At 56.2% G+C, this 14298-nt stretch carries 15 protein-coding genes; 5 read left to right on the top strand and 10 right to left on the bottom strand.

Translation table 11 applies throughout. The annotated features are described in order from the left end of the window. Nucleotides 1-37: 37 nt before the first annotated feature. Nucleotides 38-2434 (bottom strand): MMPL family transporter, encoded by a 2397-nt coding sequence (locus CCASEI_RS09795; RefSeq protein WP_025387870.1) that lies wholly within the window; start codon nucleotides 2432-2434, stop codon nucleotides 38-40. A gap of 219 nt (nucleotides 2435-2653) precedes the next feature. On the opposite strand from CCASEI_RS09795, the gene CCASEI_RS09790 reads away from it, so the two are divergent. After that, a complete protein-coding gene (locus CCASEI_RS09790; RefSeq protein ID WP_025387869.1) occupies nucleotides 2654-3310 on the top strand; it encodes a membrane protein in 657 nt (218 codons plus the stop codon). A 25-nt stretch (nucleotides 3311-3335) separates the two neighbouring features. Here the strand turns inward: CCASEI_RS09790 and CCASEI_RS09785 are convergent, their stop codons facing one another. The 3 genes from CCASEI_RS09785 to CCASEI_RS09775 are packed head-to-tail and all read right to left on the bottom strand — an operon-like array spanning nucleotide 3336 to nucleotide 4729. Further along, complete coding sequence (locus tag CCASEI_RS09785; protein ID WP_006822735.1) at nucleotides 3336-3899, bottom strand: gamma carbonic anhydrase family protein; 564 nt, start codon at nucleotides 3897-3899, stop codon at nucleotides 3336-3338. 45 nt (nucleotides 3900-3944) lie between these two features. Continuing rightward, nucleotides 3945-4313, bottom strand: a complete 369-nt coding sequence (locus CCASEI_RS09780) for a hypothetical protein (RefSeq protein ID WP_006822736.1) — start codon at nucleotides 4311-4313, stop codon at nucleotides 3945-3947. Nucleotides 4314-4327: 14 nt separating this feature from the next. Beyond that, on the bottom strand, nucleotides 4328-4729 hold the full coding sequence (locus CCASEI_RS09775; RefSeq protein ID WP_025387868.1) for a hypothetical protein: 402 nt from the start codon (nucleotides 4727-4729) through the stop codon (nucleotides 4328-4330). A 192-nt stretch (nucleotides 4730-4921) separates the two neighbouring features. Here CCASEI_RS09775 and CCASEI_RS09770 point away from each other — a divergent pair, with 192 nt between their 5' ends. After that, nucleotides 4922-5845, top strand: a complete 924-nt coding sequence (locus CCASEI_RS09770) for a patatin-like phospholipase family protein (protein WP_006822738.1) — start codon at nucleotides 4922-4924, stop codon at nucleotides 5843-5845. 18 nt (nucleotides 5846-5863) lie between these two features. Here the strand turns inward: CCASEI_RS09770 and CCASEI_RS09765 are convergent, their stop codons facing one another. Further along, nucleotides 5864-6352, bottom strand: coding sequence for a GNAT family N-acetyltransferase (locus tag CCASEI_RS09765; protein ID WP_025387866.1), 489 nt, complete (start codon nucleotides 6350-6352; stop codon nucleotides 5864-5866). Between the two features lie 91 nt (nucleotides 6353-6443). Beyond that, the gene (locus CCASEI_RS09760; RefSeq protein ID WP_025387865.1) at nucleotides 6444-6650 is read right to left on the bottom strand and encodes a hypothetical protein; all 207 of its coding nucleotides are present in this window, start codon (nucleotides 6648-6650) and stop codon (nucleotides 6444-6446) included. A 348-nt stretch (nucleotides 6651-6998) separates the two neighbouring features. Here CCASEI_RS09760 and CCASEI_RS09755 point away from each other — a divergent pair, with 348 nt between their 5' ends. Further along, entirely contained in the window at nucleotides 6999-7217 is a 219-nt protein-coding gene (locus CCASEI_RS09755; protein WP_006822741.1) for a hypothetical protein, read from the top strand. Here CCASEI_RS09755 and CCASEI_RS09750 read toward each other — a convergent pair. The 4 genes from CCASEI_RS09750 to CCASEI_RS09735 are packed head-to-tail and all read right to left on the bottom strand — an operon-like array spanning nucleotide 7214 to nucleotide 11612. After that, on the bottom strand, nucleotides 7214-8845 hold the full coding sequence (locus tag CCASEI_RS09750) for a peptide chain release factor 3 (protein WP_025387863.1): 1632 nt from the start codon (nucleotides 8843-8845) through the stop codon (nucleotides 7214-7216). The genes CCASEI_RS09755 and CCASEI_RS09750 overlap by 4 nt on opposite strands. 6 nt (nucleotides 8846-8851) lie before the next feature. Further along, entirely contained in the window at nucleotides 8852-9676 is an 825-nt protein-coding gene (locus CCASEI_RS09745) for an SDR family NAD(P)-dependent oxidoreductase (protein WP_025387862.1), read from the bottom strand. Nucleotides 9677-9722: 46 nt separating this feature from the next. Continuing rightward, nucleotides 9723-10412 (bottom strand): aminoacyl-tRNA hydrolase, encoded by a 690-nt coding sequence (gene pth / locus CCASEI_RS09740; protein WP_025387861.1) that lies wholly within the window; start codon nucleotides 10410-10412, stop codon nucleotides 9723-9725. A gap of 36 nt (nucleotides 10413-10448) precedes the next feature. Next, nucleotides 10449-11612, bottom strand: coding sequence for an MFS transporter (locus CCASEI_RS09735; RefSeq protein ID WP_081748488.1), 1164 nt, complete (start codon nucleotides 11610-11612; stop codon nucleotides 10449-10451). A gap of 117 nt (nucleotides 11613-11729) precedes the next feature. On the opposite strand from CCASEI_RS09735, the gene CCASEI_RS09730 reads away from it, so the two are divergent. Both CCASEI_RS09730 and CCASEI_RS09725 read left to right on the top strand, forming a co-directional pair. Beyond that, nucleotides 11730-12734: a nitronate monooxygenase gene (locus CCASEI_RS09730; protein ID WP_025387859.1), complete on the top strand. Its 1005-nt coding sequence runs from the start codon at nucleotides 11730-11732 to the stop codon at nucleotides 12732-12734. An 85-nt stretch (nucleotides 12735-12819) separates the two neighbouring features. After that, on the top strand, nucleotides 12820-14271 hold the full coding sequence (locus CCASEI_RS09725) for a glyceraldehyde-3-phosphate dehydrogenase (protein WP_025387858.1): 1452 nt from the start codon (nucleotides 12820-12822) through the stop codon (nucleotides 14269-14271). Nucleotides 14272-14298 lie beyond the last annotated feature (27 nt).

Raw genomic sequence — 14298 nt, 5'->3', positions numbered from 1 at the left:
GTGTTCCTCCTACTTTTAACTCTCTAGATACTTGATCCTAAACCTTCACGGATTCAGAATCTGCAGTTTCTGCATCTGCAGAAGATTGTGCTTTCCGTAGCTCCGCTTCATGGTCGGTTAAAGCGGTGCCTTCAATATCCATGTTCGGCAGAATCTTATCCAGCCACTTCGGAATCCACCAAGCCTTGTCGCCCAACAGGAACATGGTGGCCGGAATGATCAGCATGCGGACGATGAAAGCATCGAACGCGACACCGACTGCGAGGGCGAAGCCCATGGTGCGGATGAATGGTTCATCGATAAGCATGAATGCGGCGAACACCGAAATCATAATGATGGCTGCTGCCGTGACCACGCGGGCACCGTGCTTGAAGCCATTCGATGTGGCATTCGCGGCGGTCTTGCCGTGTACATAGCCTTCGCGCATACGGGTGACCAGGAAGACCTGGTAATCCATGGCCAGGCCGAAGGTCAGGCCGATGAGCATAATCGGCAAGAAGGACAGCAACGGCTGGGTGTCGGTGATGATGCCGAACATGCCTTCTTGGAAGATGCCGACGGTCACACCGAAGGCGGCCGCCATCGAGAGTGCGAAACCGCCTGCCGCAATCAGCGGCACCCAGATAGAACGGAAGACCAAGAGCAAAACAATGAACGCCAGCACCAAGACGATGGCGATATAAGGCACCAGAACATCCGAGAGACGCTCAGAAATGTCATCGAAGATCGGGGTGATACCGGTGATGCCATACGTGCCACCGGCGGTATCGGTGAATTCAGCCTGGTGGGAGCGCAGTGCCTCCAGGGTCTGCGTGGTTTCTTCATCGGTTGCGCCCGTGGTTGGGGTGATCATGACCTGGGCTGCGTCCATGTTGTCGGTTGTGGCAATAATCTGGGCGTTGACCACGCCTTCGGTGGCCTGGAAATCAGTGAGGATGTCCTGGATAGCTGGCATGCGCTCTTGCTCTGCCACATCTGCGACGTCCACGAAAGCGACCATTGGTGCGTTGCGGCCTGGGCCGAAGGCCTCATCGATCATGTCATAGGACTCGCGCTGCGGGGTGCCTTGTGCGGACATGCCATCAGTAGGCATGGCCAAGCGCATCTGTGCGGCCGGAATTGCTGCGATACCCAAGATAAGGATGCCTGCGACCAAAGAAACCACTGGGTGCTTGCGTATCTGGCGCACCCACTTCAAGCCCACGGTTGGCTTTTCATCTTCTGGGTCCGGAACCTTTGGCCCTGGAACGCGACCAGCGAAAATCTTGGTGCCCAGCAGACCAAGCAGACCTGGGATGAAGGTCAGCGCGACGAGCACGGCGATAGTAACGGTAGCTGCTGCCGCAATAGCCATGGTGGACAGGAACGGAATGCCGATGATGGTCAGCGCTGCCAGCGCGATAACCACGGTGATACCGGCGAAGACCACGGAGGAACCCGCGGTACCGGTAGCCATACCCATGGCATGCGCGCGGGTTTCCTTGTCCATTTTCTTCAGCTCCGCCGCGAATTCCTTCGGGGAGAGGTCATTGAGGCCAGAGCTGGTGATTAGCTGGTTGCGGAAACGCGCGACAATAAATAGTGCGTAGTCAATGCCCACGGCCAGGCCAATCATGGACGCCAACATTGGGGTCATTTCAGCCACGGAGTCGGTAAATATGGTGGACAGCTGCACGCCGAGCAGGCCAACGCCCACGCCGATAACAGCCGAAATCAGTGGCATACCAGCAGCAACCATGGAGCCAAAGGTGATGAGAAGGACAATGCCGGCGACGATCAAGCCGATGACCTCAGCCGACATGTCCAGGCCTTCGCTCATGGTGGAAAATGCATTGCCGGAGTACTTCGCGGTGAAGTCTCCTTCATCAAATTCGTTGACCAGGCTGGTGATTGCCTCGCGGTCTTCCGGCGCAATGTCCGTTACGCCCTCGGCGTCGAAAGCAACGCTGATGGTGCCGGTGCGCTCATCTTCGGACAGCGGGGATAGTGCCTGGATGTTCGCATCAATTTGCTCTTGCGGCATGCCCTGGGCGGCCATCTGCTCACCCATTTGCTGTTGCATTCCCATGGACGCCATCACTGGGTTAACAATTGCATCTTGGTCCGCCAAGACGCCGGTGGCCTTGAGGTCTTCAACGAAAGTATCAACTTCCGCCATGACCTCAGGTTCTGTCAAAGTGGTGCCTTCAGGGGCTTCGATGACGATGGTGCCGGATGGATCCGACATGTAGTCAGAGTCATCGCCAAAGCGCTCCGCCATCTCTTCTTGGGTGGTGGTGGAGTCCATCGGCGGCATGGCGAATGAGGGGTTGGCGGGCTTGGCAAATTGCGCGGCCAGCCCACCCATGGCAACGAGCAGGATGATCCAGAACGCGATGAATGGCCACACCTTGGTGTATGACCAGCGCCCCAGTCGATATAAGACCTTCGACATAGTCCAGCTTTCTTTAGTCAGCTTCGAAACATTTCAAACATTGCACAGTGTATGCAAGTTTGCATTGTGGGTGCAATTATTTGTGGAAGATGCACACATGCAGCCATTGTGTGACGGCACTCTCTTGGTTCTCCTATGCATTGTGCTTGCTGATGCCGCCACAGTCAGATCCATATGTCCGTTTCAATCTCACGCTGGGCAGTCGGTAGACTTGCCGTCATGCTTCATGCCGTTAGCTTCGCCTTGCTTGATTCCATCAATGCCTTATTAATTGGCGTGGTGGTTGCGCTTGGCGTCATGCTGCCGCGCGGCAAGTACAAAACCGTCACTCCGCTGCTCATTGCCGGCGACTGGTTCGGCGTCTTCGCGCTGTCGGTCCTGTCAATGTTTATCTTTGACAGCCTCAAGGAATATGTTGACGCCTTCTTGGATTCCCCGCTGCTGGGAATCTTGCTGATCATCTTGGGCTTCGCCGGCATTGTGATGGCGTGGCGCTCGCGCCCGGGGGAGTCCAACGCGCTGGTGGACAAGATCCTTAAACCCCTTCAGACTCCAACGCCGCTGACATTCCTCACCGGCTTCATCCTGGGCCTTGCCCAGTCGGTCACCTCCGGACCATTCTTTGCCGGCCTGCTGCACCTGGTTGCCGGCGGATTCAACGCCTGGGTGCGCTACGGCGGGCTGGTCATCTACGCCACCTTGGCATTATCGTTGCCAATCCTGGTCGCAGCCTTCATTGGCTACGTTCGCACCAAGCCGCAATCGGCGGCCGGGCAATTGTTTGCCCGCGCGCGTGAGAACAAAGAACAAGTATCTAAAGCCGGCGGCTACTTGGTCGGCGTGGTCCTTATTGTCATGGGCGTGCTGAATCTCTAATCAGCAAAGCTCCAGTGCGCTGAAGCTACTCAAATAAGACATCGTCTAAGCTCAGCGCTTCACCCGCGCCGGCTTGGTTCTTGGAAAAATCCACATACCGTGCCGCATGCGGGATAAACGCCGCGGACTCCTCTGGGCTTAACTCCCGGCGAACCTTCGCCGGTACACCGGCCGCTAAACTGCGCGCCGGGATGTCCTGACCCTCTAGCACCAGCGCACTGCCGGCAATAAGAGAGCCCGCGCCAATACGGGAACGCGACAATAGTGCCGCGTGCATGCCAATCAAAGAGCCCGCCTCCACATAAGCGCCATGTACCAACGCCATGTGCCCGATGGTGACATCATCTTCCAAGGTGGCCGGCGCATCCGCATCGCAGTGAAAGACAGAATTGTCCTGGATGTTGCAGCGCGCTCCGATGGTGATCTTGTTAGTGTCCCCGCGCAGCACCACGCCATAAAACACTGAGGCATCCGGTCCAATCTCCACATCACCAATGATCGTCGCATTCGGCGCAATCCAGGCGCTGCGATGAATCTTCGGCGTCTTGCCTTGAAACGGCAAAATCAGCGGCGATGAGGTGTGGGACATAAATGCTGCTCCTTCTACGAACTAGATGACTGTCTAGGCGGCTATTTAGATGACCACGAAGGCTATCTGCTGATTGATCTCATAATCACCGGGTGTGCGGCCGAGTTTATCGGCTACTTCAGAGCTTAAAGGCAAAATCCAGCCCTTCTTCGGATCTTTGACGGGCAGGACTTCGCGGTCGGTGGGGACAAAAATTACCGTGGTGGAGTCTGTGGCCAGCGCACCGGGCGCAGAAGAGGCAAGAATTCCAAGCACTTTATCCATGTCAGCGGCAAGAAGCTCCACGATGACCATGGCCTCCGCCGTGGAAACGTCAAGATGCTCCACTGGAAAGCGCGCAACCTCACCAGAAGCCGTTGTCAGTTTCGGCCCGGTGTTGCCGGTGATTTTGTCCCACAGATCTTTTAAACCCATGCAGACCAGCGTAGTTACTCGTCGGTGAAATTATGGCGAATGGTGTCCGTCCGGCGCGTGGTGGCGTTGAAATAGGAGGAGTAGCCAGTGGAGAAAGTTGCCTCGATGGCTTCTTCGCGGCGCTCGGTCAAAGAGACGCAGACATAATCTAAGGAGCTGTCAAAGCGTGGGCAGATGGCCATGTAGGAGGCGCCGTCGCGCCGGGCGAGCCCCAGGGCAATCGTGACTTCATGTTCCGTTGCTTCCTTGGACTTGTACACCGGGTCGGGGTCGATGGCGAAGGCGAAGCCGGAACGAACCATCTTCCCAGTCATCACGTCGAAGACGGAGAAAGTATCACGGGAGATCTTGGAGGTGATGGCTGGGGCAATGTCTATCGGGGATGGAGCAACGGATGAAGTTGTGTGATGTGCCATATATTCATTAGTAACACAGCTCACACTCATTGGCTAGTTGGATGGGATAATTTCAACCAAAAGAACGTACAATTTCCGGCCGCAATAATCCCAGCGCGTATAAATCTTAGGTCTACAGACAGGTTCGCATCGCATTTGCTTAGTCGTACTCCCGCCGCCCCGCACCGCACCTAAACGGTAGAATCGGCCGGTATGACTTTCCAGCCGCAGCCTTTTGATGCCTCACCAAATGATTCGACCGGTAAAGGAATCAGCGCGCATGACACCGCGGTGATCTTTGAAGGCGGCGGGATGCGCAATTCTTATACCGCGGCGTGTGTAAAGACCTTGATTGACCAAGGCGTGGAGTTCGGCTGGGTTGGCGGTGTCTCCGCGGGGGCTTCGCACGCGGTGAATTTCTTGTCCTTGGACAGCTTCCGTGCGGTGGAAAGCTTCGTGGATTTTGCCAAGAACCCCAGCTTCGGCGGACTTAGCTCCATGATGCGCGGTACAGGCTATTTCAACGCGGAGTTTATTTATGAAAAGGCGGCCGACCAGGACCTGCCTTTTGATTTTGAAGGCTTTTCCAACAATCCGGCACCGCTCAACCTGTCTGCCGTCAATGCACTGACGGGGGAGACCGTGGTGTGGACACGCGATGACATCAAGCAGGTAGAAGACCTCTTGATGCGCGTGCGTGCTTCGTCCACGTTGCCGTTAATCATGCCCATGCGACACATTGATGGCGTGCCTTTCGTGGACGGCGCGATGGGTGATTCCGGCGGTATCGTCATTGAGGAAGCCGAAAAAGCAGGCTTCCAGAAGTTCCTCTTCGTGGGCACAAAGCCGCGTGGCTTTATCCGTCCCGAGGTCAAGCGCAAGGCTGGTGTGCGCGGCTTCTTCCGCAAGTACCCAAGCGTTGCCGAGGCGATGATTAGCCGCCCGGCAAAATACAACGCTTCGAAACAGCGCCTGCTGGAGCTAGAGCAGCAAGGAAAAGCCCAGCTTTTCTTCCCCGAGAACATGCAGGTCGCCTCGACCGAGCGCAACGTGATGAAACTGCGCGCCAACTATCAAGCAGGAAAGCAGCAGATGTACTCCGAGTGGCCTGCCTGGAAAGAATTCCTCGGCGGCTAATAATTTGTACCGGTATAGCTAGAGCTTCATGCGCATGAATACGGCATCTTGCGCCGGGTTGTCGTTGTAAGGCTTGATGTATTCAAAGCCCATGCGCCCATACATGGCGATGGCGGTGGCGAGCTTCGGATCGGAATCGAGGACTACCTCCTTATAACCGGCTTCTTTGATGGCGCCGATGGTGATTTCTACCAGGCGGCGGCCAAATCCGTGCCCGCGACCGGTAGGGCGCACATACAGGCGCTTGAATTCGGCGGTGGTCTCGCTCAAAGGCTTGTACATGATGCAGCCTGCTGGAGCGTCATCGACGGTTGCTAGCCCGATGCGTTCATAATGGCCAGCCAGGTCGGCCAGCTCGGAGTCGGTGCCTTGTGATGCCAACACCTCACGAACTTTCTGCGGCTCTGGATGGGTAGAAATCATCCACTCCAGGTATTCCTCGATGAGTTCGCGGACCTCATTCACGCGGTCTTGTTCAACGGCGTCAATAATCGCGGAATTTTCCATGTCCGCGAGTGTAATAGCAAAAGCTTTAGCCGCACCTGTTTGCACACGTGCGGCTAAAGCTTTGAGGATTTCGGTGAGGCGAACCCTGGGATTAATCGTCCCAGTCATCATCCCAATCGTCGTCGTCCCAGTCGTCATCATCCCAGTCATCGTCATCGTCGTCGTCCCAGCGGTCGTCCCAGTCATCATCCCAATCGGAGATGAATGGAATGTTCGGGAGGGAAGAGGTCGGCGCAACGCCGCCTGCGAAGCCAGTGACCGCGGCGAGAATCGACGCGATGATTGCTTGAATGTTCATGGAAGCTCTCCTGTCTGAGTAGGAAACGTTCGCCGTTTTTGGAAAACGTTTGGGGCAGTGGATCCGGTGGTGTAGCTAGCGCTTTTGGCTACAGGTCGAACTATATGATGTCCGCAATCCAATTTCCCGAGCAAAGACTGTCGGATCTGCTATTTATGCAGCTCAGACCCGCATTAAAGTTCCTTAATGTTGAGTTTTTAGCCAGAGATTTCCATAGGTTTCGCTAGAAATTCTTATGATAGGGTTGAGGCCATTGTCAACTAATCCCAACTAATTCCAATGTGGAAGAAATCGGGGGAAATAATGAAAACCCGCAAGAAACTAACACCCACTCAAATAGTGTTAATCGTGCTTCTTGGTATCGCATTGGCATGCCTAGTGGGTGTGCTCAACGGCGTCTACACCTTGGGCCAAGCCGTCGGTGATGCAGATGCCGTCCCGGCAGCCTTCGTTGACTCGAAAGTCGCACGTGCAGAGCTCTACGGATATGCCGCTTTAGTCTGCACCGCGCTATCGTTCGTATTGATTCTCAAGGATTGGCTACGGGGTAGCCAATCAGCGTCCTAGTCGGCGACGAGGGTTTCGATAGTCAGCTCAGGGTGTTCTTTCTCCACGAAGGCGAGCTTCCACTTGTCGCCGAACAGGGCGATGATTTCGCCGTCATCGCGGGTGAAGATTTCTACGCCGCGCTGGCGGCCCAGCTCTGGGGCGGACTCGGCGTCGGTGCGACGTGCAACCGAGTAAGGGATTGGCTCGGTGACGGTCTCCACGTTGTATTCCAGCTCCATGCGCGCCTGCATGACCTCGAACTGCATCGGGCCAACAGCGGCCATGACTGGGGCGGCGTCGCCACGGAGATCGTTGCGCAGAATCTGCACCACGCCCTCGGCAGACAGCTGCTCCAAGCCCTTGCGGAAGGCCTTGTACTTGCCCAAAGACTGCGCGCGCAGAATGCGGAATGCTTCTGGGGCGAACTGAGGCATCGGTGCGAATTGCACCTTCTTGCCCGCGTAAATAGTGTCACCAGGTGCCAAAGAACCAGCGTTGACCAGACCGACAATATCGCCAGGGTAAGCAACATCCACGGTGTCACGGGTGCGGCCAAACACGGTCAGTGCGTACTTCGTGGAGAAGGTACGCCCGGACTGCGCGTGGTTGACCTGCATGCCGCGCTCAAATTGGCCGGAGACAATACGCATGAATGCCAGGTTGTCGCGGTGCTTGCGGTCCATACCCGCCTGCACTTTGAACACGACGCCAGCGAATTCGTCGGTGACTTCACGAACTTCATCAATGGCGGTGGTAGAAGTCTCGACTGCCTTGGCGTCAGAATCACGTGAGCGGGGAGCCGGAGCAATCTCGCACAGTGTGTCCAGAATCTGATGCACACCAAAGTTCAGCATCGCAGACGCGAAAATCAGTGGGGAAGTCACACACTGCTCAAATAATTCTTGGTCGTGCACGGCGCCATCGGCAGCAAGAAGCTCGGCTTCTTCCACCGCGGTCACCCACGTGTCCTCTTCCTTTTCTGCAGCATCAGCAGGGCTAAAGTGCTCCTCAGGGGCGATGGTAGAACCACCAGCGGTGCGGATGAAGTGGATATAGTTATCGGCCTCGCCATCATCGTTTATGTGCGCCAAACCACGGAAATCACCCGCGATACCAACTGGCCAGTACAACGGGGTGGGCTGTAGCTCGATTTCGTTAACGATTTCATCGACAAGCTCTAATGGCTCTCGGCCCACGCGGTCCCACTTGTTAATCACCGTGACAATCGGCAAACCACGAGCCTTACACACGCGGAACAGCTTCAGGGTCTGTGGCTCGAGGCCCTTCGCGGCATCAATAAGCATGACTGCGGCATCCACCGCCGTCAGCACACGGTAAGTATCTTCAGAGAAGTCCGCGTGACCCGGGGTATCAACCAAGTTGATCATGTAAGGCTCGCCCTCATGACCCTCTGGCGCGTACTCAAACTGCAGAGCAGAAGACGCCACGGAAATACCGCGGTCCTTTTCCATTTCCATCCAGTCAGAGACAGTGGACTTGCGTCCAGACTTGCCGTGGACCGCGCCGGCCTCATTAATAACGTGCGCATGCAGCGCCAATGCCTCAGTCAGCGTGGACTTACCAGCGTCTGGGTGGGCAATGACGGCAAACGTACGGCGGCGCGCAGCCTCAGCAGCAATACTCATGACTGTTTAGTCTAGTGATACATCCAGCTCTCGCCCTAACTGGTCAAAGACCTCGTGCGCGAGCTCACGGTCCTTGTCGCGTTTTCCTCCACGACCAACCTGGTAGGGCTTGAGATAAAACTCGCCCGATTGGTAGTGGATTCCCTTGACTCCGGTGAGGAAATGCACCAGGCGTTCGCCGCCTTGTGACGGCGTACCCATGCGTGATGCCACCGGCGCGAAGTTATAAATCGTTCCCATAAAGGACTGCGATGTCTTGGAAAAATTCGTGGACAGCACGCCAGGGTGAAAGGCCACGGAATTGATGCGGTGGTCGTGGAGGTAGCGGCTGAGCAAGTCATCACCCAACTTCGCGTTGCCGTAGGCGCGGGCAGGGGAGAATTTCTCAAAGGTGTTGGGGTCTTGGGGATCAAATCGCGAAAACAGGTTCGCAGCTATCGACGAGGTATTAACCACCACGGAGTCGGGGCCGCGCAGCTGATCCTTCAGCAACCCGGTGAGCAGAAACGGTGCCACGACGTTGACTTGCCACGTGCGCTCGAAACCGTCAATCGTGCGCACCGCGGTGTCAAAGAGCCCGCCGGCGTTGTTGGCCAAGCCATCAATCGGTCCGAGTTTCTGAAGCTCAGTAGCCAATTCGCGCACCTGGTCTAACTCAGCAAAGTCAGCGGTGTGGAACGGCACGCCCAGCTCACGCGCCACCGCGCGGGTCTTTTCCGGATTACGGCCCACAATGACCAAGCGGTCTTCGGGACGGGTGGCGTGCAGGAGCCTGGCGGCGGCCGCGCCGAGTCCGTCGGATGCGCCGGTTATGACATTGGTTTTAGACATAGCATTTACCTTAAATAGTGCGTCCGGCTCTTAAATGGGCGTCGGCTTAGCCTTTGCTGTGAATCGTATTTTGGGCCTTATTCAAGCCAGAAGCAATGATTTCTTTCACCGATTGCGCAGCTAGCGCAATGCCATCATCAAAACCCGCACCGGCGTTGACTGGGCCCAGAACATAATCAGGGATGGAAGAACCCTTCGGTGGACGCGCAATACCAATCCGTACGCGCACATAATCACGCGTGTCTAGATTCTGCGACAGCGACTTTAGGCCGTTGTGCCCATTTTCGTTGCCGCCGAGCTTCAAACGAATCTTATTCTCCGGCAAATCCAGCTCATCATGGATAGCGATGATGCGCGCCGCCGGAACATTCAGAGCCTGCGCAATTGGTGCGATGGGGTCGCCGGAAAGATTCATAAAAGTAGTGGTGCGGGCAATCAAGACCTTCTGCCCATCCATTTCTAAGGTGGCGGCATGCACCTTGTGGCCTTTAACAGGCTGTAATAGCTCGCCAGTTTCAGCCAACAGGTCATCGACTGCCATGTAGCCCACATTGTGGCGGGTAGCCGCATACCTTGCGCCGGGGTTTCCTAACCCGACAACAACCCAATCGGCTTCCGCCGGCAACTCGAAATACTTCGGCGCAGCAGAGCTCTTGGCTCCTTTAGATGAAGCATTAGATGCAGTGGAAGCTGCGCCGGAGCGGAAACGGTCAAGAAGATTCTTAAAGAAATTCACGCTTTCAAGTCTTACATATTGAGCTTCCCAATATGTTTAAAGCCGTGAGCGAAGGTTTCGCACTAGTGGCGAAAGGACCGTCAACAGTGCTGTGCCGACACCTGAAATCATCAAAGCTAGGGCCGGACCAGCAGCGGTGACAATCGGCGCGCCGATGATATAACCCACGAGCATCGCTGAAGTATTGACCGAACCCATGGAAGACAGTGCCTTAGGCTGTATCTCTGCTGGCACTGCGGAGGTAATAACTAAGCGAAGGGCAGCGACTTGCAGTGCATTGCAGATTCCCGCGATGAAGAAGCACGTAATTGCCACAATCAGGTTGTGCAGAATACCAGTCAGCGCAATGCTGATTCCCATGATGATGCCGCACACTGTGAGGACTGCGAGCGCCCGCGGCGGGGCAATCGTCTTTGAACGCCGTGCACCAAGAATACGACCGACCACAAAAGCCTGCATGAGAAATGCGTAACCAAGACCGCCAGCGCCAAGAACATCCACGGCGTAAAACACCAGGGCGACGCTGAATACTGAGGTGAAGATAATCGCCGCCCAGATGCTCATCAATGCTGCGCGCGATTGTTCATTTCGCAACAGCAGGGCGGGCGCCTCCAGGACCCGAGCGAGGAAACTTTGGGTTTTAGGATCGTCATCACTCTCAGGCGCCGAGCTTGCCTGTTTTAGTACCAGCAGGATTGCCAGCGCGATAAGGTTCGCAGCGATTTCAACAGAAATAGCCGCGCGCAGTGACCAGATATCAAGCAGCAGCCCGCTGAGTACGGGGCCAACAAAAGATCCCACTAACCGCGCCGTGTCCAGCATCGAAAAAGTCGCGGCCTGATTCTTCTTATCACCGTATTCATCGGCAATCGTAAACAAGGCAGGTATGGAAAGCCCTGCCAGAGCGGACGATAATAAGCTGACACCAATGAGCACCGGTGCGATGGGCACAACCAAGATGATTCCCAACAGCACCACTTCGCAGACGGTGGCCGCGATGGCGATGCTTCGAGCGGAAAATCTATCAAACACCGGTGCCAACAGCGGTGCAATAAAAATCTGGGCGCAGGCACTTGAGACCAAAATGGCCGAAATCAGCGCAGCACCGCCATCATGCGCCGCGAAATGCAGCGAAATAGCCACCGAGGTCATCGTGCCGCACAGTGACAATAAGAAGTAGGCAGTGACAAGAAAGCGCATGGGTTAAATTCACACACCTTTGCTGAGAGAAACGGGCAACCTGAAACGAGATATTTGAAGCAAATAGTAGCTTGATTCACACCCGGAGATGTCCGAATCCGCATTAGGGTGGCAGTCATGAGCCGTGTTCTTGATTTTTTAAACGTCCCGATCCTTCCCGCGCCGATGGCAGGCGGGCCGACGACGCCGCAGTTGGTCAATGAGGCGTCGGCAGCCGGCACGGTGGGTACTTTAGCGTGGGGCACCATATCTGTTGAGGGGGCACAGGCAGAGCTTGCCGATGTCACCGCGCCCATCTTTGGCATCAACCTCTTTGCCAAGCAGCCGGAGCTGAGCACCGATGCTCTAAAGGCAGCCGAGGCGATTGCAGCGCAGGAAGGCGTGGAGCTTCAGCCGACGGACTTTTCCAACGGCTGGGATGAAACGCTCGAGCTGGCGTTGAGCGCAAATCCGAAGTTGGTGTGGTCCATGTTCGGAACCTTTACCGAGCAAGAGGTAGAACGCCTGCATGCGGCCGGGGTAGAGGCGTGGACAACGGTTACCACCGAGGAGGAAGCGCAAGCCGCTGCGGCAGAAGGCGTGGATGCGCTGTGTGTGCAAGCACCTGAAGCCGGTGGGCACCGCGGCGTATGGGATCCCACCGCAGAGCCCAACCAACGGCCGCTTGCTGAGCTGGTCCACGCCATAGCTGAGGTCACCGATCTGCCGTTGATTGCCGCGGGTGGGCTGCGCACGGAAGAAGAAATCCGCGAAGCGTTGTCCTGGCAAGGTGTCAAAGCAGTATCGTGCGGCAGCGCATTCCTGCTCACCGAGGAAGCCGGAACCAGCCTGGTTAACCGTGCCCGGATTAACCAGGTGAAGAATAATGAAACGGGGGAGAGCGAAACATCGACAAGCACCCGTGCGTTCTCCGGCCGCTACGCCCGCGGCCTGGAATCCCCCTACACACGAAACCACCCTGACAGCCCCGCCATCTACCCGTACCTCAACCAAATCTTTAAAGCGCGCCGGGCACAAGGCGACGAAGATGTTGCCTACTGTCTGGTGGGAATTGAGGCGCACCGCATATTCGGGGGTACTGTGGCCAGTGTTTTGCAACGCCTTTGGGAAAAGCAAAAATAGTTGTTGCTAATATTTGTGGTTGATACCCCCACGCCGTTTACATAAAGGCACAGCAAGTGCTCGCAATGCGCAAAGGAATGATTTCGTGACTGAGTCCGCACCTGAATTTGAGAACTGGAACGAGCGCGTCAAAGCCGCTCAGGAGATGATCCCACTCATCTACCAGTTGCACCGCAACAACAATGTTGTGACCTCCATTTTTGGTCGCCTACTCGTTGGTGTCACCGACATCGACATCATCAAGTCTCACCGCTACGCCCGTCGCCTGATTAACCGCGACCTCGGCACTGCAGAGACCCTGCCAATCCTGCGCGAACTGGCTGACATGAACCTTGGTACTGCGTCCATCGACATGGGCCGTTTGGCAGAAGGCTTCCGCGCATCCGGCACCGATGACCTGCGTGCATACCTCGAATCCGAGCTCGAAGAAGTAGTCGGCGGCGCCACCGAAAACGAGTCCCGCGACGTCGTGCTCTACGGCTTTGGCCGCATCGGCCGCCTGCTTGCCCGCATCCTGATCTCCCGTGAGGCTGCCTACGGCGGCGTTCGTCTGCGCGGCATCGTCGTGCGTAAGAAGGGCGCTGAGGATATTCACAAGCGTGCATCCCTGCTGCGCCGCGACTCCGTGCACGGTGCATTCAACGGCACCATCGAAGTTGATGAAGCCAATGAAGTTATCTGGGCCAACGGCACCAAGATTCAAATGATCTACGCCAACGACCCGGCAGATATTGACTACACCTCCTACGGCATTGACAACGCAGTCCTGGTGGACAACACCGGTGTCTGGCGTGACCGTGAGGGCCTGAGCCAGCACCTGAAGTCCAAGGGCATCTCCAACGTGCTGCTCACCGCACCGGGCAAGGGCGATGTCAAAAACATTGTCTACGGCATCAACCACCAGGACATGTCCGCAGAAGACCAGATTCTGTCCGCTGCGTCTTGTACCACCAACGGCATTACCCCAGTTCTGAAGGTCATCAATGACCGCTACGGTGTTGTGCACGGCCACGTGGAGACCGCGCACTCTTTCACCAATGACCAGAACCTGATTGACAACTACCACAAGGGCGACCGCCGTGGCCGCGCTGCTGGTTTGAACATGGTTCTGACTGAAACCGGCGCTGCAAAGGCCGTGTCCAAGGCTCTCCCAGAGTTCGAGGGCAAGCTTACCGGCAACGCAATCCGCGTACCAACCCCGAATGTTTCCATGGCCGTGTTGAACCTGGAGCTGTCCCAGGAAGCTGACGTGGATGAGGTTAACAACTTCCTGCGTGATGTTTCCCTACACTCCAACTTGCGCCAGCAGGTGTCTTACATTGCCTCCCCTGAGGTCGTATCCAGCGACTTCGTGGGCTCCACCCACGCCGGCGTGGTAGACGGACTGGCCACCATCGCATCTGGCAAGCACCTGGTGCTCTACGTCTGGTATGACAATGAGTACGGCTACTCCAACCAGGTGATCCGCATTGTTGAAGACATTGCGGGTGCGCGCCCGAAGGTTCTTCCAACCCGCGTGGAGCCATCTGAGCTTTAAACTGCTTTAAGCTTTCACCACCTTGCC

The sequence above is a fragment of the Corynebacterium casei LMG S-19264 genome (assembly GCF_000550785.1).
Taxonomy (GTDB): Bacteria; Actinomycetota; Actinomycetes; order Mycobacteriales; family Mycobacteriaceae; genus Corynebacterium; species Corynebacterium casei.
The sequence above is the reverse complement of the archived record's forward strand: the minus strand, read 5'-3'. Positions and strand labels throughout refer to the sequence as shown.